Genomic DNA, 19,823 nt, shown 5'->3' with positions numbered 1-19,823 from the left:
GCGTCATTCGGCGGGAACGGAGGCCTCGCGCAGGCGGATCGAATAGTTCGAGGCGTTTTGCCTGCCGCTGGACGCCGCGCGCGCAAAGGTGATGAGATGGTGCGCGATCAAGGTGCAGCCGATCAGTCCCTCGAGGTCGCCGCGCTTGATGCGCCCGAGCGCAAATTTCCAGAACACGCGCCTGTAGTCGCCGAGCACACCGACCTTCCAGAAGATGTTGCGCAGCATGACGAGCCCGCGCCGGATGTTGGGCCAGGTCTTCATCTCGTCCGGCGTCGGCATCTTCAGGCGGTGCACATAGACGTTGTCGCATTGATACTGGAAGCGCGCGTAGACCTTCTCGGGCTCGTAGGCGACGCCCATGGCGTGCTTCCAGGATGCGACGACCTCGTCATAGGGCAACAGGAAGTCGACGTTGGAATCGCGGCCGTCATCCTCGATCAAGCGTCCCTCGCGCTCCAGACGGTCCCACAGCGGCGTCTTCGGCAGCGCCTGGAGCAGGTTGATCGTGAGCAGCGGAATCCGGGACTCCTCGACGAAGGCAAGCAGCGCCTCCGAGGTGTTCGGCTTGTCGGTGTCGAGCCCCATGATGATGCCGGACACGACCTCCATGCCGTAGGAGTTGATCGTTTGCACGCCCTCGAGGATCGGGACCATCATGTTGTGGTCCTTGTGCATCGCCTTCAGCGCGTCGGGATCGGGCGTCTCGATGCCGCAGAAGATGGTGATGAAATAGGCCTCGCGCATCTTTTCGAGGATCTCGGGCCGCTTGGCGATGTTGAGCGTCGCCTCGCAGGCGAGCCGCACCACATAGCCGGTCCGCTTCTGCCATTCGATCAGATGCGGCAGCAGGTCCATCGCCGCCTTGCGGTTGCCGATGAAATTGTCGTCGACGAAATAGACCGTGTCGGTCATCCCGCATTCGCGCAGGCGGTCGAGCTCGGCGATGATCTGCTCGGGCGACTTGAGGCGCGGATTGCGGCCGTAGAGGCCGGGGATGTCGCAGAACTCGCACTGATAGGGGCAGCCGCTTGAATATTGGATGCTGCCGAGGAAGTATTTCTTCACGTCGGCGAGTTCGTAGGCCGGGATCGGAAACTCCGTCATCGGCACGCGGTCCTTGGTGGTGAGCACCACCTGCTTCCCGGGACGCGACGTGTCGCGCGCCAAGATCTCGAGCAGCTGATTGGTGGCGTCGCCGAGTTCGCCGACATGGAGATAGTCGAAGGACGGATAATAGTCCGGGCAGGCGCTGACGGAGGGACCGCCGAGCGCGACCGGGAGATCGAATTCATGGGCGCGGCGGCAGATGTCGTTCATCTGCTGGCGCTGGATGTGCATGCCGCTGACGAAGACCGCCTCCGCCCACGCGAACTCTTCGTTGGTCGCGCGACGGAGATTCTCGTCGACGAACTTGACCTCCCACTCCTCGGGCAGATAGGCCGCGAGCAGCAAGAGCCCCTGCGGGGGCATGAAGGCGCAGACGCCGTCGGTCAATGGATAGGAATGCTCGAACGTCCCGAACGACGAGGTGTACCGGGGAAACACGCACAGAATCCGCCGGGCCGTACCGTTACTTTCAGCTCGCATCAAAGCTCCCCCGCCACGGTCGACATAGCTGCGGAAATTGCCAGCCAGACACATAGCGTAATGCTGTCGCCGGAATTTCTCAATATTGTGGCAGGACCATAATTCCGAGAGGGACCAATGGTTTCCTCAAGCCGCCGGGCGCTCCCGCCGCGTCACGCGATCAGCCGTGAGGCAAAATCGGGCAGCAGGCCTGCGTCGCCGGCAAGACGGAAATCGGCGCCCGTGATCCCCGACTGCACCAGCCAGTCGTCGAATTCCGGCGCGCGGCGCAGGCCGAAGACGTCGCGGACATAGAGCGCGTCGTGAAAAGACGTCGACTGGTAGTTCAGCATGACGTCGTCGGCCCCGGGGACACCCATGATGAAGGTGACGCCGGCGGCCGCCAGCAGCGTCAGCAGATTGTCCATGTCGTCCTGGTCCGCCTCGGCATGGTTGGTGTAGCAGATGTCGATCCCGAGCGGCAGGCCGAGCAGCTTGCCGCAAAAATGGTCCTCCAGCCCGGCGCGGATGATTTCCTTGCCGTCGTACAGATATTCCGGGCCGATGAAGCCGACCACGCTGTTGACCAGCAATGGCGCAAAGGCGCGGGCGACCGCATAGGCCCGCGCCTCGCAGGTCTGCTGGTCGACGCCGTGATGGGCGCCCGCCGACAGCGCCGAGCCCTGGCCGGTCTCGAAATACATCACGTTCTCGCCGACCGTGCCGCGCTTCTGCGACAGGCCGGCCTGCTGCGCCTCCTTCAGAAGCGCGAGATCGACGCCAAAGCTGCGGTTGGCGGCCTCGGTGCCGGCGACCGACTGGAAGACGAGGTCGACCGGCACGCCCTGCCCGATCAGCGACAGTGTCGTCGTGACATGGGTCAGCACGCAAGCTTGCGTCGGGATCTTCAGCCGCGCGATGATCTCGTCGAGCAGCCGCAGCAATTGCGCGATGACAGCGGGATCGTCGCTGGCCGGATTGATGCCGATGCAGGCATCGCCGGCCCCTAGCAGGATGCCGTCGAGGATCGAGGCGGTGATGCCCCTGGCGTCGTCGAAGGGATGGTTGGGCTGAAGCCGCGTGCTCATCCGCCCCTTCAGGCCGATGGTGTTGCGAAAGGCGGTGGTGACCTCGCATTTCCGCGCCGCCAGGATCAAATCCTGGTTGCGCATCAGCTTTGAGACCGCGGCCGCCATTTCCGGGGTGATGCCGCCTGCCAGCCTGCGCAAAACCTCGGATGTCGCCGCGTCCGACAGCAGCCAGTCGCGAAAGGCGCCGACCGTCAGCGAAGCCACCGGCGCGAATGCCCTGGCATCGTGGCTGTCGATGACGAGGCGGGTGACCTCGTCGGCTTCGTACGGGATGACAGCTTCCTGCAAGAACTGCCCGAGCGGGACGTCGGCGAGCGCCATCCGGGCCGCGATCATCTGCTCGGCGCTTGCCGCGGCAATCCCGGCCAGCCGGTCGCCGGAGCGCGGCGGCGTCGCCTTGGCGAGCAGGTCGCGCAGGTCCGGGAACGTGTAGGTCGTGGCGTCGATGGTGTGGCGGTAGACCAAAGGCCCCTCCGGGTTCATCGGCCAGTGGCCGACATCAGCGCGATCCCAAATTATACCCAGATCAAGACACTGAAATATCTTACCTTTCTTTTGACTAAGGACGAAGTAGCCGGGCCACGGCGTTAAGACGGCGTCCATCTTCATTCTGCATAGTTTTGCATCAATTTTATACGACCGCGCTCTCCGGCCACTACCGGCCATTGGGGCCTCTGAAAAGCATGACAACCGACCGTTCTGGGAATGCCACGGGGGTGGCAGGCCGTTTCACGCTTGCGATCAAGCTCTACGCGATCTTCGCGCTGTTCGCGCTGCTCACGGCGGCGATCGCGATGCTGTCCGACTACAACAGCCGCCGCAGCGCCGAGTTGACGAGCGCGATCGAGACGGCGAACGCCGCAGCGCTCAATGTCGAGCGGGTCAACTCGCTGGTCTACGCGGTCGTGATGGAATCGCGCGGCGTCTACATGTCGACCGAACCGGCCGTCGTGAAGAAATACGGCGAAGGCCTGCTCAAGTTCAACGCCCAGATCCTCGATGTCGTGAAGCGCTGGGAGACCATCGTCAAAGCCGACGATGCCGAGCAGTTCGCCACGTTCAAGAAGCGCATCGAGCAGTTCGTCGAGTTCCGCAAGGAGCTGGTGCGCCGCGGTGTCGAGATCAATGCCGCCGCGGGCCGCGAATGGGGCGACAACGACGCCAATCGCGCCGTGCGCTCGGCGCTGAACAAGGATCTCGAGGCGCTGTCCAAGGTCTATGCCGAGCGCGCCAGGCAGATCGCGCACGAGACCGAGACCAATCGCACCCTCTCCTTCGTGCTGACTTGCCTCGGCGGCGTGGCGCTGGCGCTCGTCGTGATCGGCATCGTCATCATCGCCCGCTCGATCGCCCGCCCCCTCTCCGCCATCACCGCGACCATCGAGCAGGTCGCGGACGGCGCCGAGAATGTCGTGGTGCCGCACTCTGACCGCGCCGACGAGATCGGCGCGCTGGCACGCGCCATCCAGATCTTCCAGGACGCGATGGGCCGCAACCGCAATCTCGCCTCGCAGGTCTCGCAGGACTCCGCCGCGCGCGAGCAGCGCGCCCGCCACATCGAGCAATCCGTCGACGCGTTTCGCGAGGCGATCGGCGCGATCATGCGCGGCCTCAGCGACAACGCCTCCGTCATGCGCGAGACGGCACAGACCATCACCCGCGTCACGGCGGATGCCAACAGCCGCGCAGGTACTGCAGCGAGCGCTACCGAGCAGGCCTCGCACAACGTCACCGCGGTGGCAGGTGCGGCCGAGGAGCTGTCGGCGTCGGTGGTGGAGATCGGCCGCCAGGTCCGGCAGTCCGCAAGCGCGGTCGAGCAGACCGGCCAGCGCACCGAAAAATCGATCTCCGAGATCGAAAGCCTCGCGGCCGCCACCCAGCGCATCGACGGCGTGCTCAACCTGATCCAGGCGATCGCCGAGCAGACCAATCTGCTCGCGCTCAACGCCACCATCGAAGCCGCGCGCGCCGGTGACGCTGGCCGCGGCTTTGCCGTCGTCGCGCACGAAGTGAAGGCGCTGGCGGGTCAGACCGCCAAGGCGACCGCCGAGATCGGCGAGAACGTCTCGATGATCCAGGCGTCCACCCGCAACGCGGTCGATGCCGTACGCGAGATCGGCGGCGCCGTGCGCGAGATCAACGATGTCACCTCGGCCATCGCCGGCGCCATCGGCCAGCAGGACGCCGCCACGCGCGAGATCTCGTCCAACGCCCAATCGGCCGCGCAGGGCAACGAGACCCTGGTCGCCAACATCACCTCGCTGCGCGACGCCATCGGCGAGACGGACACGGCGGCAGCCTCCGTGCTGACGGCGGCGAGCAGCCTGACGGAGACGGCGGACACGCTGTCGCGCGAGGTGGAAAAGTTCTTCCAGAACCTGCGTTCGGGAGCGGCCGACAGCCGTATCGCCAAAGCCGGATGATGAAGGCGAAATGATCGGGCGCACCCCGGCGCCATGAGGCCGGCGGCAGGCCTGCCAGAACCAAAAACTGAAAAACAACCCCATGCACAGTAACCGGGGCCAGCGATATCAATGGCTTGGCTTCACGCTCGGGCGATTGCTGATTTTACGAAATCGCTTTGACTCGTCGGGCAAAACACTGGCATGATGTCATCGTGGCGGCGCTGGCGTTATGGAAGCCGGACGCCTGGGTTACCTGCGCGGCTTCAATTGCGCACGCTAAAGTCGATCGTCAAATTTGGATGACCCGGAGCCAGCGAAACCCAACATGCGGAAGGCCCAAATTGTCGTTCTGATCATCCTGTTCTCGTGTTTTGCCTACCTAGGGATCACAGGAGAGGGACGAGCCAGGATCATCGCTGTTGTGACCGCAATCGCATTTGCGGCAGTGGCTTACGGCTCCTTCTTGCAGGAGCAAATGTACCGAAAGGCTCTCAGGCCCGGAGCGTCAATTTTCTCCCTGGAGACGATGTTTCGCGCGACGTTCACGCGAGAGTTTCTCTATTCCATTGTGTTGTTTCTGGGATTGCTTGCATTCGTTGGCTTCATCATCGCCATGGATGAGCTGGGTCAGCTTCAGTAGACTTGTGTTTGCGGAAGGAGGCGCCAGAAGCGGCTACCGACGGTAAAGCAGGCCGAGCGCTTCTTCCACGCACTCCTCGAGACTGCGCCGTGCTGTGTCGACCGTAAGATGATCGCGCTCCCACGGAGCGTAGGCTCGGCCGACGACCGCATTCCAGCCGGGCAACGACAGCCCGGCAATGTCGGTCGATCTTGTCTCAATCCTGCGTCGGTGCTCGTCGGCATCGCTGCACGCCACCTCGATCCAGACGATCTCGGCGCCAGCCTTTCGCGCGGCGATTTGCCAGCCTTCCCGCGCCTCCTCGCAATCATTGACGCAGTCGGCAATCACGTCCAGGCCGAGGGCGAGGTTGTCTGTCGCGACGGCCTGAGCGGCGCGATAGGTCCAGTCCAGCAGATCAGCCGGTGCAGTACCGGATGCCCAGATCGCTTGATCCATCGAATCGATCCGCAGCCAGACGGCTCCGGTACGCCGCGCCAGAACCCGGGCAATGCTTGACTTGCCGACCCCCGGCAAACCAGCAAGCGTGATGAGTCTCGCCATTGCACACCCGAATTGCGTTGGATCGGCCCCTTAGGGACGTGACGTCGGCCACCACGAATAAGCGGCAAAGCAAGCGAAAGCGGCTATTAGCCACTGCAGCCCGACAAGCACTGCCATCGACAGCTCACATCGAACGAGACGGGACTATCATTCCGAGCTGGATGGATCGACCAATATGCGAACGCGGCCGTCGGCATCCGCGACTTCGCGATAACGGCTCAACTCCGCCTTGAGGTCGGGATCCGAATTGGCCCAGGCCAGCCAATCGAACGGCATTGAGCTCAGCAGATAGGTATCCACGAGAATCACATTCGGACGACCGGCTCGCAGGTCCGCCAACAGCAGCCGCCGCTCGAAATTGATGATGCCGTCCAGTTTCGCTCGCTCACTCTCAGGCAGTTGCGAGCTCTTCTGTTGGAGCATCGAGCCGGCCGCCAACGCCTGCCCACACGTGTTGCCCGCCCAGGTCGCATTGATCTGACGGACGAGCGGATGCCCGAGAGCGACGTGATCTCCGATCGTGATCAGCCGCGGATGCTTTGCAAGGGCCAGGATACGCCCCTCCAGTGGCGGGAACGGCCGCACCTGAAGGGACAAGCGGGAGCCGATGCACACAATCGCAGCAAGGGCGCAGATCATGACAGGCAGGCGCAACGTCTTCGTGCGAGCCTGCAGCAATGGCGCGGCACTCGCAAACATGCAAAGCGCAAATGCCGTGTAGGTCCAGCCCTTGCCCTGGATGATGAAACTCGCCGCTCCGCCAACCGCTGCGGCCAGCCACGGCGTTGCGCCGCCTTCCCATTTGAAGTCCTGCGGCGCCAACAGGCGCACGAGGCCGACGGAAGCGACCAGCATAACGGCCGGGAAGAAAAGCAGATCGCTGAAATCCATCCTCAATGGCACATAAGCGGCAGCGACCATCGGGGCAAAGGTCAACAGATAAGCCGGAAAGAAGATGGCGAGCACCGCTGCGTAGCCGATGACGACAGCAGCGGCCGCACACGCTTCGGGGGTGAACAAGGGTCTGATGGAACGTTGACGGAGGACGCAGAGGATGATCGGCAGGCCGACCACGAGGGTAAGGTAGGGCTTCAGGCTCATGGCCAACCCGGCACCCAGTCCCGCCAGGATCGCAACCGGTCCGGGCGCAAGCCCGCGCCAGCGGATCGCAGCGATGGCGACGAAAGGCGTCATCGCAATGACGGCGATGTGTTCACGCTGTCCGAATACGGCGCTGGGAAAAATTGCGAACAGGAATGCGAGCGTGCACGCCGTAATGCTCCTCTCGTCGGCTTCCAGCTTTGCCGCCGCAGCGGCACGATCGATGATGACGAGTGCGGCAACGATCTCGATCATCACCAGGATGATCACGATGATCTCGGGGGCAATGCCGGTGATGCGCGCAAGCTGCAACGCCGGCATGTACAAATAGACCGACAGCGGCGGATTCAGTTCGAAGACGTCGACACCGAGCTTTCCGCCATCGAGAACTTTCTCGCCTTCGGTCAGCAGGCAGCTCAAATCCGCGTTGAGAACGACAGGCATTTGGACGAGCAAGGCCATCAGCAGGATCGCCGACACGATGATCCAGCGGTAGCTCATGCTAAACGTGCTTCCTGACATGGCCAGGTGCGTGACCGCCTCTTTTGACGCCGGCAAAGGCCCTCTCCTCGAACGGAAGCGGTCTAGTCTCTCACCCGTGCGCGAACCTGCCGCAGCGCGCACTCGGCGCCACTTTCAATCGAGAGTCGTTACTATTGTGCTACAATGATCTGAAACAATGCCGCAACGACCTGAAACAGTGCCGTTTCATGGTTAAATGTCAGGTCGAATGGCGAGACGCCGGGGTTGCGCGCGGCATCCTGCGCGCCGTTATGAGCGTTCATCCCACGTCAAGGTACACGCGCCCCTGGAGAGGGTCAGGCCCTACCCCATCACGCCGCCGCGCTTGATCAACTCCTTGCCGACGGCAGCGAGATGCACCTGATCGGGCCCGTCACCGATGCGGATGAAGCGGGCATAGACGTACGCTCGCGCGAGGAAGGTGTCCTGCGAGACGCCGGCGGCGCCGTGGATCTGGATGGCGCGGTCGATGACGCGGGCGGCCATGCTGGGCACCACGATCTTGGCCGCGGCGATCAGGTCGCGCGCGGCCTTGTTGCCTTCGCGGTCCATCTTGTCGGCAGCTTGCAAGGTGAGCAGCCGCGCCTGCGCGATCTCGCAGAAGGAGTGCGCAATGTCCTCGCGCACCGAACCCTGGTCTGCGAGCGGCTTGCCGAAGGCCGTGCGCGACACGGATCGCTGGCACATCAATTCGAGCGCGCGCTGGGCGCAGCCGATCAGCCGCATGCAATGGTGGATGCGGCCGGGGCCGAGCCGGCCTTGCGCGATCTCGAAGCCGCGGCCCTCGCCGAGCAGGATGTTCTCGGCCGGCACACGGACATTCTCGTAGACGATTTCGGGATGGCCGACCGGCGCGTCATCGTAGCCGTAGGTCAGCATGTCGCGGACGATGCGCACGCCGGGCGTCGCCTTCGGCACCAGGATCATGGATTGCTGGCGATGGCGATCGGGATCATCGGGCGCGGTCTTGCCCATCACGATCAGGATCTCGCAATCCTCGTTCATCGCGCCTGACGTGAACCATTTGCGGCCGTTGATGACGTAGTCGCCGCCGTCACGCTTGATCTCGCACTGGATGTTGGTGGCGTCGCTGGAGGCGACCTGCGGCTCCGTCATCGAGAAGCCGGAGCGGATGCGCCCCTCCAGAAGCGGCTTCAGCCAGCGCTCCTGCTGCGCCGGCGTGCCGTAATTCGCCAGCACCTCCATGTTGCCGACATCAGGGGCCGAGCAGTTGAAGATTTCGGGCGCCCAGAGGATGCGGCCCATGATCTCCTTCACCGGCGCATATTCGAGATTGGTCAGGCCACTATTGTTAGGGTCTTGGCCGTGCTCGCCTGACAGGAACAGGTTCCAGAGCCCCTGCTCCCGCGCCAACCGCTTCAGGTCCTGGAGGACCTGCGGCGTCTTGTAGCGTGTGGCCTCCGGCTTGACCTGCTCGTAATAGAGCTCCTCGACCGGCTCGACATGCGTCCGCATGAACTGGCGAACGCGCTCCTGCAGCTCCAGCGAACGGGCGGAGTGTTGAAAGTCCATGGTGGTCTCCTGTTCGCTGCGCTTAGCTCTTCCCTTCTCCCCTTGTGGGAGAAGGTGGCGCGAAGCGCCGGATGAGGGGTTCTCTCCACTCGCACAAGCAGTCGTGAGGAGAGACACCCCTCACCCGGCTGCGCTTCGCGCATCCACCCTCTCCCACAAGGGGAGAGGGTGCACCGTCTCTGTGGCCGCTTTACTACCGGTGTCGTAGGGTGGGCAAAGCGAAGCGTGCCCACGTTTCTGTTTCGGTGTTGGATCGGTGGTGGGCACGGCGCAAGTGCGCCTTTGCCCACCCTACGATTCCGAGTTCGCGGAGAGAACGCCCCCTCACGTGCCGCGCAGCAGCTCGCTCGCCACGATCCAGTCGTTGCCGTCGAACTGGAGCATGTAGCCGTCCTTGATGGGGCGGAAATCCTGCGGTGTGGTGTTTAGCGTGATGCCGGGCAACAGAAGCGACAGCGGCACGTTCTTGAGGTTCGCCGCCTGCGCCATGATGTTCTCGCGCGTCAAATTGTCCTTGCACTGCTTGAGCAGGACCACCAATGCCTCGGCGACGGTGTAGCCGTAGAGGCCGGCGACGTTGTTGATGTCGGCATTGGGCAGGCGCTTCTTCATGAAGTCAATATAGGCCGTCATCGACGGGTCGTCCTTCGGCTGCTCGACAAACGGCTTGAGCGAGCCGAGCGACAGCACGCCCTTGCCGGCATCGAGACCCGCAGGGACCATGACGGTCGCCTTGTTGGCGCAGCCGCTGGCGAGGAAGCGCGTCGGCTGCCAGCCGACCTCATGGGCCTTGCGGATCGCCTGCGCGCAGGCGCGCGGCGTCACCGAATAGATCATGAAGACATCGGCCTTGGTGTTGGCCAGTGTCAGCACCTGTGAATCGACGGTGGGATCGGTGACCTCGAAGCTCGAGGCCATCGCGAGTGCCTTGTCGGCGTCGGCACCAAGCGCTTCCTTGACGCCGCGAAAATACTCCTTGCCGGCGTCGTCGTTCTGATAGAGCACCGCAAAGCGCGCGTTCGGGTTCTTGGCGCGGGCATAGGCGACATCGATCGCGGCCTCGCTGGTGTAGTTCGGCGCCCAGGGCAGCGCCATCGACCACGGCATGTTGGCGGGATCGTTCCACTTCGAGGCCGAGCTGATCAGGAACAACTGCGGCACCTTGTTGCTGTTGAGGTATTTTGCGATCGCCGAGCTCGGCGCCGTGCCCATGGTCGCGAAGATGAAGGCGACGCCGTCGCCCTCGACCAGGCGTCGCGCGGCTTCCATGGTCTTCGGCGGCGAGAAGGCGTCATCGAGCGACAAGAGGTTCAGCTTGCGGCCGTTGACCCCGCCCTTCTCGTTGACCTCGTCGAAATAGGCCGAAATGACCCTGCCGGTGATGCCGAGCGGCGACGCGGGGCCGCTATAGGGCATGGTGTTGCCGATCTTGATCTCGGTGTCACTGACACCAGGACCGTAGGACTTTTGCGCGGAGACGGGCGTGGACAGGCAGGCGGCAGCCAGCGCTGCGGCCAGGACCAAAGCGGCTCTCATGGTTTCTCCCCGGTGATGATCGTCCACGCGAGGCGACCGCGCGGCGTGCTGCTTTTTGCCAGCACGTCAGATCAGCGGAGTTCCGCAAGATGGTCTTGCGTCGAGTTGCTGGTTCATTCGACGTCTCGTTTCGAACCTGCGTATGAACGCCGCAGCAGGGCGAACAGGCTGCCGCCGGTCGCGGCTCCAACGAGATAGACAACGAGGGTTTGGAGCGCGAGCGGCAGACTGAGATTCATCTTGAAGAAGGAGATCGTGACCGTGTCGAGATTCTGCACAGCGAAGACGATGGTCGCTGCGGCGAAAAACACGATCACGGCGAGATGAAACCAGCGCATGACAATCCCTCAGCGTCGCCCGACGCGCGATGAAATCTGGATGAACCGTCATCGCGCTCTTGGGCGACCACGGTCCTTCTCCGGATCAAGCCTTAATGGCGCCGCCGCAGGCTAAAGCCCAGACTGACCCAGCCGGCGCCGGCCATGATCAGGTCGATGCCGAGGAACAGGCCGAGGATATAGACGCTGTTGACCGGCCAGCGCGCCAGGATCAAGAGCCCGAGCAGCAGGGTGATGACCGCAGACAGCGCCACCCACACCCACGGGCTTTCCCTTTTCATGCTGAAGGCGAGAAACAGCCTGACGGCGCCCGAGGCCAGCAGCGACGCGCCGAGGAACAAGGTGAGCAGCACCGCGGCGAACAACGGGTTCTCGAAGGTCAGGAAGCCCGCGACGATATAGAGCACGCCGAGCAAGGCCCAGATCAGGAACTTGCCCCAGCTCTTCATCTGGAACGCGCCGATCACCTCGGTGACCCCGGCGATGATCATCATCACACCAACCACGAGCACGCTCGCCACCGTCGCCATCATCATGCTGCCGAGCGCGATGAAGCCGGTGATGAGATAGACGACGCCGAGGGCGACGATCCAGCCCCACTTGGCGTGCAGCGCAGCAATGCCGGACCCAAGACCCAAGTTTGGAGACGTATCCGAAGCACTTGTCATGACGGCTACTCCTGCATGCGAAGTCCCAAGGCACATCTCAGGATAGCACGAGCCGCGCCGGGACAACAGCCAGTAGAGCAGCCCCCGCGGGAGCCCCCATTGACTTAAGTCAAGAGCGGACGGGGCGCCTCACGCGCGCGAGCGCTCCATGTCGAGCTCGGCCTTGAGACTATCGAGATCGCGATAGATCGAAGCAACCGCCAGCACGCGCCCGCCCTTGCGATACTTCAGCAGGCAGTCCCTGCCGTCGATGCTGCCGTCGATGGCGATGTCATCGAAGCTCTCGGCATGGCCGACATAGTTGATCGGGACATCGTAATGCTGGGACCAGAAGAACGGCACGGCGTCGAAACGTTCGCGCCTGCCGAGCATGTTGCGCGCCGCGGCCTGGCCCTGCCGCTCCGCCACCACCCAGTGCTCGACGCGGATGTTCTGGCCCGAATGCGGATCGGGCCAGCGCGCGATGTCGCCGGCGGCGAAGATGCCTGATGCGCTGGTCTCGAGATACTCGTTCACGCTGATGCCGCGATCGATGGCGAGCCCCGCCTGCTCGGCGAGCGCAAGGCGCGGCTTGACGCCGATCCCGACCACGACCAGATCGGCCTCGATCACGCTGCCGCTCTTCAGCGTGGCGCGTTTGCCGTCGAGCTTTTCCACGGTGTCCTCGAGGTGAAAGTGGACGCCGCTCTCTTCATGCAGCGCGCGGACGAAATCGCCCATCTCGGGGCCGAGCACGCGCTGCATCGGCCGCTGCTCGGGGGCAACCAAATGCACCTCCAGCTTGCGCGCCCGCAAGGAGGCCGCGACTTCGAGGCCAATGAAGCTGGCGCCGATCACCAGCGCGCGCTTCGCGCTACCCGCCGCCTTGATGATGGCGCGGCTGTCGGCAACGGTGCGCAAGGTGTGCACGTGTGCCTGGTCCGCGCCCGGAATCTGCAATTTGACCGGCTCGGCGCCGGTCGCGAGCAGCAGCCGGTCGAACGGCAGCTTGTCGCCATTGCCGAGCGTGATGATGCGCGCCTTCGGATCGATCGCTGCAACATTGGTGTTGAGCCTGAGATCGATGCCCGCGTCCTGATAATAGTCCTCGCCCCGCAGCGGCAGCCAATCCTCGGGTGCACTGCCGGCGAGGTAATCCTTGGAGAGGTTCGGCCGGTCGACCGGCATCGCGCCGTCATCGCTGAGCATGGTGATGGCGCCGGCAAAGCCCTCGCGCCGAAGCGTCTCGGCGGCCGCAAAGCCGGCCGCGCCGCCGCCGACGATGACGAATTTTTCCGGCGTCGGCGCGCTGCGATGTGACGCTGCAGGCTGCGGCATCTCGCGCTTGCGCTGAACCGAGATCCTGTCCTGGTCGCGCGTGACCTCCCAGACCGCCAGCGCGTTCAGCGCCGGCGGGCGGGTGGCCTCGCCCGTGCGCAAGGAGAAGCAGGCGTGATGCCAGGGGCAGCGGATCGTGTCGCCGACGACCAGCCCTTCGGCGAGCGGACCGTGATAGTGGCTGCAGGACGGCTCGATCGCGAAGATTTCGCTGCCGGCCTGCACCAGCAAGACGTCTTCCTCGCCGACATGGCCGAGCAGCTTACCGTCCTCGAACGCGGTCAGCAACACGCCCCTGGTGAGGTCCGGCCCGCTCGGCGTCTTGTGCTCGGTCATGGTGTCGTCTCCTTCAGCTCGGCCCGCGCGGATCACGCGTCCGAATTGGCCAGCCCCAACAGCTCCTGACGTGTCAGCGCGTTGTCACGGAACACACCCAGCATGCGGCTGGTGACGAGATCGGTTCCAGGCTTGTGCGCGCCACGCGTGGTCATGCAGTGATGCGTCGCCTTGATGATGACGCCGACGCCTTCCGGCTTCAGCACATCGTTGATCGTATTGGCGATCTGCGCGGTCATCTTCTCCTGGATCTGGAGGCGTTTTGCGTAGATGTCCACCACCCGCGCAAGCTTGCTGATGCCGACGACGCGACCCTGCGGGATATAGGCCACCCAGGCGCGGCCCACGATCGGCGCCATGTGGTGCTCGCAATGGCTTTCGAAGCGAACGCCGCGCAGGACGATCATCTCGTCATAGCCTTCGATCTCCTCAAAGGTCTTTTGCAGGATTTCGGTCGGATCCTGCGCATAGCCGGAAAAATACTCTTCGAAGGCGCGCGCAACCCGGTCCGGCGTGTCGTGCAGACCGTCGCGCGCGGGATCGTCGCCCGCCCAGCGGATCATGGTCCGGACCGCCTGCTCGACCTCGGCCCTGCCAGGCCGTTCGCCTGGCAGCTGCGCCACCGCGACGCCCTCCAACCTGCGCGCATGTGAATTCATCAATAGCCTCCCTGCAATGAGCCGCGCACATCTGGCGGTCCCTCAGCTTGGACGGCTGCAATCGGAAAAGGTTCCCGAAGTCGCGAAAAATCGGGCGCCCCGGGCGGCAGGGCGGGAAAGCCGGGCTTTACGAGGCTGCTTTCCGCACGTCGAGCACGGCTTGCGCCCATTCGGCGGGCCGCTCCTGCGGCAGGTTGTGGCCGGCTCCAGTGAAGACACGCCGTTCGAAGAAGGCTTCGAACCTGGGCGCATGATGGGCGGTGCCGGGATTGACGCCATCGCTGTCGCCGTCGACCGCGATCGTCGGGACACGGATCGGCGGCTGCGCGGCGAGCTTGGCCTCGATCGCGGCATAGGCGGGATCGCCTTCGACCAGCCCATAGCGATGACGGTAGGAATGGATCACGACATCGACAAAATCAGGATTGTCGAACGACACCGCACTTTTCTCGAACATCGCGTCGTCGAAGCCCCATTTCGGCGACCACATCGCCCAGAGCTGGCGCGCAAAGCCGCGCCGGTTGCGCTCCAGCGCACGCCGGCCACGCTCGTTGTGGAAGAGATATTGATACCAGAGCGCCGCTTCCTCCGGTGGCGAAGCCGGCTCCATCGCGCGCGCGATGTTCTGGATGTTGTAGGAATTGCCGGAGACAAGGGCGATCACGCGCTCGGGATGCAGCACCGAGACCACGCAGGCGGCGCGCCCGCCCCAATCGTAACCGCCGAGGACCGCGCGTTCGATGCGAAGCGCATCCATGAAGGCCAGCAGATCGGCGCCGAGCGCCGCCTGCTCACCGGAGCGCAGCGTCGCGGCGGATCGGAACCGCGTCGGCCCGTAGCCGCGCAGCCACGGCACAAGCACCCGCGCGCCCGCGTCCGCGATCAGAGGCGCGGTTTCGGCATAGGCGGTCACATCATAGGGAAAGCCGTGACCCATGATGCAGGGCCAGCCATTCGGCGCGCCGTATTCGAGATAGGCGATGTCGAGCATATCCGTGGTGATGGTTTTTTGTTTCATGATTTACTCACGGAGTTGAGAGGCGGTAGCCTGGATGGAGCGCAGCGCAATCCGGGATCGCGGATGCAGGCGTCCCCGCATTCCGCTTCGCTCCATGCGGGCTTCGGGGGCTATTTCTGCGGGCCTGACAGCGAGATCTCGCGTTCGGCGCGGAACACATTGCTGTAGAGATTGGCGATCCACTGCCGGCCGATCTCGGTCTTGTTGAGATAGCTGATCTCGGTCTGGATGTGCGGTGCGACGCTGTTCCAGTAGAATTGTGGATAGCGGTTCACGATGTCGGCCGGCGAGTCGTAGCCGAGCTGGCGGTTGATGCCGACCTCTTCGAACTCGTAATAGAGCGCGTTGGCCTTGCGCAGATAGTTGGGATCGCCGAGCTGGCCGATGAAGTCGGCGGCGCGCAGGATCGAGGCTTCGTCGTCATACTCCTGGCCTTCACGGGCCGGGAAGCGGGTGCCCTCGATGGCGCGGGCGACGCGCTCACTGTCGATACCGCGGATCGGTGGCAGCCGCCGCCGCACGAAAAGCATCGAACGATCAACGTGATACATCATCAGACTGGCATCCGACGCGCCGCGCGGCAGCGACACCTTGGTGCCGGCCTCGTCGACCACGAAACCGTCTTCGTCGTCCTCCGGAAACAGCCCACGAACATAGCCGATGTCGTGCGCAAGGCAGGCGATCAGGATATGGATGTAGTCCTCGGCATCGAGGTGCGTGTGCAGATTGCGGCCAAGCATGATCGCCTGGGCCGCCAGCGTCACCAGCATCGTATGCTCGATATTGTGATAGAGCGCGTCGCTGTTGCCGATGCATTCCATCGCGGTGCGCGTCGAGGCCTCCACCACCCTGGCATAGGAATCGTCGTACCTGCGACGCATGAACGAGCCCAGCAACTTCTCCAGGGATTCAGCCGCCAGTCTCGGTAACGTCATCATGGATGCAGCCCCGCTTGTCGGTGGTGTCCCACGCCAGCTCCCGACGTCTTATTCGTGTCCTCAACGCAACGGCCAGCATAGCCCATCTTGGGCCAAGTGACCAAACGCCGGGACGAATTTACGGAAATATGTTGCTGTTGTGCCCTGCGACATCACGGTTGCGGTCGGGGCGCGACACAGCCTGGCCGGGCCCCGCGAGACCGCTTTTATTCCACCAGCAGCACGTCCACGGCGACGCCAAGCTTCTGCTTCGGCGAGCCGACGATGATGCCGTCGACCGGCGAGACGTCGGAAAAGTCGCGCCCGACCGCGAGCACGATGTGATCGTTGGCGACCAGCAAATCATTGGTCGGATCGAAATCGACCCAGCCAAGCTCAGCCCCGCACCACAGCGACACCCAGGCATGGGTGGCATCGGCGCCCTGCAAACGCGGCTGGCCCGGCGGCGGAATGGTACGGAGATAGCCGCTGACATAGGCTGCCGGAAGGCCGAGCCCGCGCAGCCCTGCGATCATCACATGGGCAAAGTCCTGACAAACGCCGTGGCGCTTGTCGAAGACCTCGCCAAGCGGCGTCGAGATCACCGTCGCCTTCGGATCGTAGCGGAATTCGGTGCGGATGCGATGCATGAGATCGGTCGCGCCGGCGAGGATCCCTGCGCCGGGCGCAAAGCTCGTGGCCGCATAGGCGCTGACGGGGTGCAGCACCGGCACCAGCGGGCTCGCAAAGACATAGCCGACCGGCGAGGACGGCCCGAGGCTCGTCGCTTCAAACGCGATGTCGCGGATGCTCTCCCAGGGCGGGCTGACGGCATCGCGCGCCGGCGGTTTGCGCGAGACGGACACGCGCGAGCGCGAGTCGATGCGCAAGTTTCGGTGCGCGGTTTCGATCACCACGCTCTCGGTGAGCGTGCCGAAGAAGTCGCGGCGGACGTGGCGCTCGGACGGGCGTGGCCGGATCTCGACCCTGTGCGAGATCGGCTCCTGACCGTCGCCGTTCTTCGGCTCCAGCCGCAGCGTGCAGCGGGCGAAGCTGACCGGACTCTCGTATTCGTAAGTCGTGACGTGACGGATGTCGTAGATCACGCCAGCCCCGTCAGCTTTTCCGGCCGGCTCGCATTGGGGCCGTGCGGGAAGTAGTGCAGCCCGATCGCCTCGGCGAGGCTGAGCAGGTCCTGTTCCAGCGAGAACAGGGTCTTGACCTCGAGCTTCTCGGCTTCCGCGGTGGCCAGCATGGACTGCACCGCCACCGCGAGCCGCTGCGGCTGCTCGATCAGGCCGTGCTCCTTCAGACTCGGGAGCGAAGCGATGTGCTCGTTCAGCGTCGTCACCTGGAATGCGACCGAACGCGGATTGTAGCTGTCGAGCACCGCGAGGTCGCGCACCGGCGCCAGGATCGGCGCCAGCAGATAGCGCGAGCGGTAGGTGATCTGGGAATCCACCAGTGTCAGCAGGATATCGAGATCCTCGTCGCAGGCCTCGTCATAGGCGAACTGGCGCGCGAAGCGCGTGGTGTTGATGGCGCGCTCGGTGCGGCGGCCGATATCGAGGAAGCGCCAGCCGGCGGCGCGGTTCATGTTCTCCTGCGCCAGCCCCGCAAGGCTCGCAAGCTCCTGCAAGGTCAGCTCGGCCGCGCTCAGCACATCGTCGTCGTCCTCGACCTCGTAGGCGAGGCGATCGGCCATCTCGGTGATGACCTGCCAGGCGTCGGGCGACAGCCGCTCGCGCAAGGATGTCGCCGTGCGTTGCGCTGCGCGTACCAGCGACAGCGCCGAGCCGAAACGCTCCGGGCTCTGCAGCGCTTCGGCGACGATGCGCCCCGGCGCAGTGCGCGAGGCCTGCGAGATCGCGCCCCAGGCCACCAGCAGGCGCTGGATGCGGTCGGCCGATTGCAGCGAGGCCGCGGTGCCCTTGTTGGGCCCGCTCGGCGAACCCAGCGCGCGCACCAGCCGCAGCGTTGCCTCCGCGCGTTCGAGATAGCGGCCGAGCCAGAACAGATTGTCCGCGGCGCGGCTCGGCAGTACGCCGGCGATGCGGCGGATCCGCACCTTGTCGGTCGCGGGCAGCAGCGTCGCGATCGAGACCTTCTTGTCCGAGACCACCCAGACGTCGGCGGCGCGGGCGCCGTCGCCCATCGACACCGCGCGCGCATCCGCCTGCTCGGCGATCCGGCAGAAGCCGCCGGGCATGATGGCCCAGCCGTCGGGCGTCGCGGCCGCGAACACGCGCAGCACGAAGGGACGCGGCGTGAGCTGGCCCTGCTCCCACACCGGCATGGTCGAAAGCCGCACCATCTCCTGGCCGACATAGTCCATGCCGCGCGCGCTGATGGCGTCGACGAGACGCTGGCGCCCGGCGGCGTCGAGCTCGCTCGCGAGCACCGGGCCATTGCTGTCGAAGCCGGGAACGCCACGGCGGTAGGCGCCCTCGATCGCGACCTCGTCGAGCCGTGACAGCACTTCATCACGCGCGATGCGCTGGCCGCACCACCAGGTCGCGATATGCGGCATCTTCAGCTCTTGCCCGAGCAGGCGGCGGCTCAGGGCCGGCAGGAAGCCGAGCAGCGCGCGCGCCTCCAGCACGCCCGAGCCCGGCATGTTGGCGACGACGACGCCGTCCTTGCGCAGCACGTCGATCAGGCCGGCCACGCCGAGATGCGAGGACGCATCGAGCTCGAGCGGATCGAGCGAGTTGGAATCGACCCGGCGCAAGAGCACGTCGAGCCGCTTGAGGCCGGCGACGGTGCGGATGTGGATGCGGTTGTCGCTGACGGCGAGATCGTCGCCCTCGACCAGCAGGAAGCCGAGATAGCGCGCCAGCGTCGCGTGCTCGAAATAGGTCTCGCTGAAGCTGCCCGGCGTGAGCACGCCGATGCGCGGCTCGTCGCGATCGGCGCGCGCGCGCAGGCTGTCGCGAAACGCCTCGAAGAACGGCGCGACGCGCGGCACGTTCATCGACTTGTAGAGATCGGAGAAGGCGCGCGAGAGCACCAGGCGGTTCTCCAGCGCATAGCCCGCGCCTGAGGGCGCCTGCGTGCGGTCGCCGAGCACCCACCAGCGCCCGTCGGGCCCGCGGCCGACATCGGCCGCATAGAGCGAGAGATAGCGCCCGCCCGGCGGCGGCACGCCGCAGACGGGACGGAGATATTCGGGACTGCCGGCGATCGCGGCGGCCGGCAGCGCGCCTTCCGCGACCAGCCGCCCCTCGCCATAGATGTCGCGCAGCACGAGCTCGAGCAGCTCGGCGCGCTGGGTGATGCCGGCGGACAACTGCTTCCAGTCGGCCTCGTCGATCAGCAGCGGCAGATGACTGATCGACCACGGCCGGTCGGCGCTGTCGCCGGGCGCACGGTAGGTGACGCCGGCCTCGCGCAAATGGCGGTCGGCCATGCCGAACCGCCGTTCGATCTCGTCCGGCGCGAGCGCGCCGAAGGCGTCGAAGAAGCGGCTCCAGACCGCGCGGGGAGCGCCGTCGGGCCCCAGGAACTCGTCGGGGATGCCGGGCAGGCGGCTATAGTCGCGGACCCATTGCGCGAGGCGGCGCTGGCCTTCGCGCTGACCTTGCGCCTTACCCGTCTTGTCGCCCTGCTCGGCTGCGCCCTCGCCCATGC

General features: G+C 64.8%; 17 protein-coding genes. 2 read left to right on the top strand and 15 right to left on the bottom strand.

Annotated elements, in window-relative coordinates; translation table 11 throughout:
* Positions 1–3: 3 nt before the first annotated feature.
* Together IVB46_RS35045 and IVB46_RS35040 are read right to left on the bottom strand one after the other, a co-directional pair.
* The gene (locus tag IVB46_RS35045; protein ID WP_247308259.1) at positions 4–1,590 is read right to left on the bottom strand and encodes a B12-binding domain-containing radical SAM protein; all 1,587 of its coding nucleotides are present in this window, start codon (positions 1,588–1,590) and stop codon (positions 4–6) included.
* Positions 1,591–1,742: 152 nt separating this feature from the next.
* Positions 1,743–3,125, bottom strand: a complete 1,383-nt coding sequence (locus IVB46_RS35040) for an ethanolamine ammonia-lyase subunit EutB (protein WP_247308256.1) — start codon at positions 3,123–3,125, stop codon at positions 1,743–1,745.
* A 218-nt stretch (positions 3,126–3,343) separates the two neighbouring features.
* On the opposite strand from IVB46_RS35040, the gene IVB46_RS35035 reads away from it, so the two are divergent.
* Together IVB46_RS35035 and IVB46_RS35030 are read left to right on the top strand one after the other, a co-directional pair.
* Positions 3,344–5,083, top strand: a complete 1,740-nt coding sequence (locus IVB46_RS35035) for a HAMP domain-containing methyl-accepting chemotaxis protein (RefSeq protein ID WP_247308253.1) — start codon at positions 3,344–3,346, stop codon at positions 5,081–5,083.
* Positions 5,084–5,390: 307 nt separating this feature from the next.
* Positions 5,391–5,705 carry a hypothetical protein gene (locus IVB46_RS35030; protein WP_247308249.1) on the top strand — a complete coding sequence of 105 codons (315 nt, stop codon included), beginning with the start codon at positions 5,391–5,393 and terminating at the stop codon, positions 5,703–5,705.
* 33 nt (positions 5,706–5,738) lie between these two features.
* Here IVB46_RS35030 and IVB46_RS35025 read toward each other — a convergent pair whose 3' ends face one another.
* The 13 genes from IVB46_RS35025 to IVB46_RS34970 all read right to left on the bottom strand — a co-directional run bounded on the left by IVB46_RS35025 (position 5,739) and on the right by IVB46_RS34970 (position 19,821).
* Positions 5,739–6,248, bottom strand: a complete 510-nt coding sequence (locus IVB46_RS35025; protein ID WP_247308246.1) for an AAA family ATPase — start codon at positions 6,246–6,248, stop codon at positions 5,739–5,741.
* A gap of 147 nt (positions 6,249–6,395) precedes the next feature.
* Positions 6,396–7,907 (bottom strand): hypothetical protein, encoded by a 1,512-nt coding sequence (locus IVB46_RS35020; protein ID WP_247344587.1) that lies wholly within the window; start codon positions 7,905–7,907, stop codon positions 6,396–6,398.
* 95 nt (positions 7,908–8,002) lie between these two features.
* A complete protein-coding gene (locus IVB46_RS44970; protein WP_256468683.1) occupies positions 8,003–8,134 on the bottom strand; it encodes a hypothetical protein in 132 nt (43 codons plus the stop codon).
* A gap of 40 nt (positions 8,135–8,174) precedes the next feature.
* Positions 8,175–9,404 carry an acyl-CoA dehydrogenase family protein gene (locus IVB46_RS35015; protein ID WP_247308235.1) on the bottom strand — a complete coding sequence of 410 codons (1,230 nt, stop codon included), beginning with the start codon at positions 9,402–9,404 and terminating at the stop codon, positions 8,175–8,177.
* 324 nt (positions 9,405–9,728) lie between these two features.
* Positions 9,729–10,940 carry an ABC transporter substrate-binding protein gene (locus tag IVB46_RS35010; protein ID WP_166098840.1) on the bottom strand — a complete coding sequence of 404 codons (1,212 nt, stop codon included), beginning with the start codon at positions 10,938–10,940 and terminating at the stop codon, positions 9,729–9,731.
* 113 nt (positions 10,941–11,053) lie between these two features.
* Positions 11,054–11,278, bottom strand: a complete 225-nt coding sequence (locus IVB46_RS35005; RefSeq protein ID WP_014496835.1) for a hypothetical protein — start codon at positions 11,276–11,278, stop codon at positions 11,054–11,056.
* A gap of 92 nt (positions 11,279–11,370) precedes the next feature.
* Complete coding sequence (locus IVB46_RS35000; RefSeq protein WP_014496836.1) at positions 11,371–11,946, bottom strand: HdeD family acid-resistance protein; 576 nt, start codon at positions 11,944–11,946, stop codon at positions 11,371–11,373.
* Between the two features lie 129 nt (positions 11,947–12,075).
* Positions 12,076–13,599 (bottom strand): FAD-dependent oxidoreductase, encoded by a 1,524-nt coding sequence (locus IVB46_RS34995; RefSeq protein WP_247308231.1) that lies wholly within the window; start codon positions 13,597–13,599, stop codon positions 12,076–12,078.
* Between the two features lie 32 nt (positions 13,600–13,631).
* Complete coding sequence (folE, locus tag IVB46_RS34990) at positions 13,632–14,258, bottom strand: GTP cyclohydrolase I FolE (protein WP_247308228.1); 627 nt, start codon at positions 14,256–14,258, stop codon at positions 13,632–13,634.
* A gap of 127 nt (positions 14,259–14,385) precedes the next feature.
* Positions 14,386–15,276, bottom strand: coding sequence for an alpha/beta hydrolase (locus IVB46_RS34985; protein ID WP_247308225.1), 891 nt, complete (start codon positions 15,274–15,276; stop codon positions 14,386–14,388).
* A 110-nt stretch (positions 15,277–15,386) separates the two neighbouring features.
* Positions 15,387–16,214, bottom strand: a complete 828-nt coding sequence (locus tag IVB46_RS34980) for an HD domain-containing protein (RefSeq protein ID WP_063984654.1) — start codon at positions 16,212–16,214, stop codon at positions 15,387–15,389.
* A 206-nt stretch (positions 16,215–16,420) separates the two neighbouring features.
* Positions 16,421–17,299, bottom strand: coding sequence for a transglutaminase family protein (locus IVB46_RS34975; protein WP_247308222.1), 879 nt, complete (start codon positions 17,297–17,299; stop codon positions 16,421–16,423).
* Entirely contained in the window at positions 17,296–19,821 is a 2,526-nt protein-coding gene (locus tag IVB46_RS34970) for a circularly permuted type 2 ATP-grasp protein (RefSeq protein ID WP_247308221.1), read from the bottom strand. Before IVB46_RS34970 ends, IVB46_RS34975 begins: the two co-directional genes overlap by 4 nt.
* Between the last annotated feature and the right edge of the window lie 2 nt (positions 19,822–19,823).

The sequence above is a fragment of the Bradyrhizobium sp. 61 genome (assembly GCF_023073075.1).
Lineage (GTDB): Bacteria > Pseudomonadota > Alphaproteobacteria > Rhizobiales > Xanthobacteraceae > Bradyrhizobium > Bradyrhizobium barranii.
This window is presented reverse-complemented; position numbering and strand designations above follow the sequence as displayed.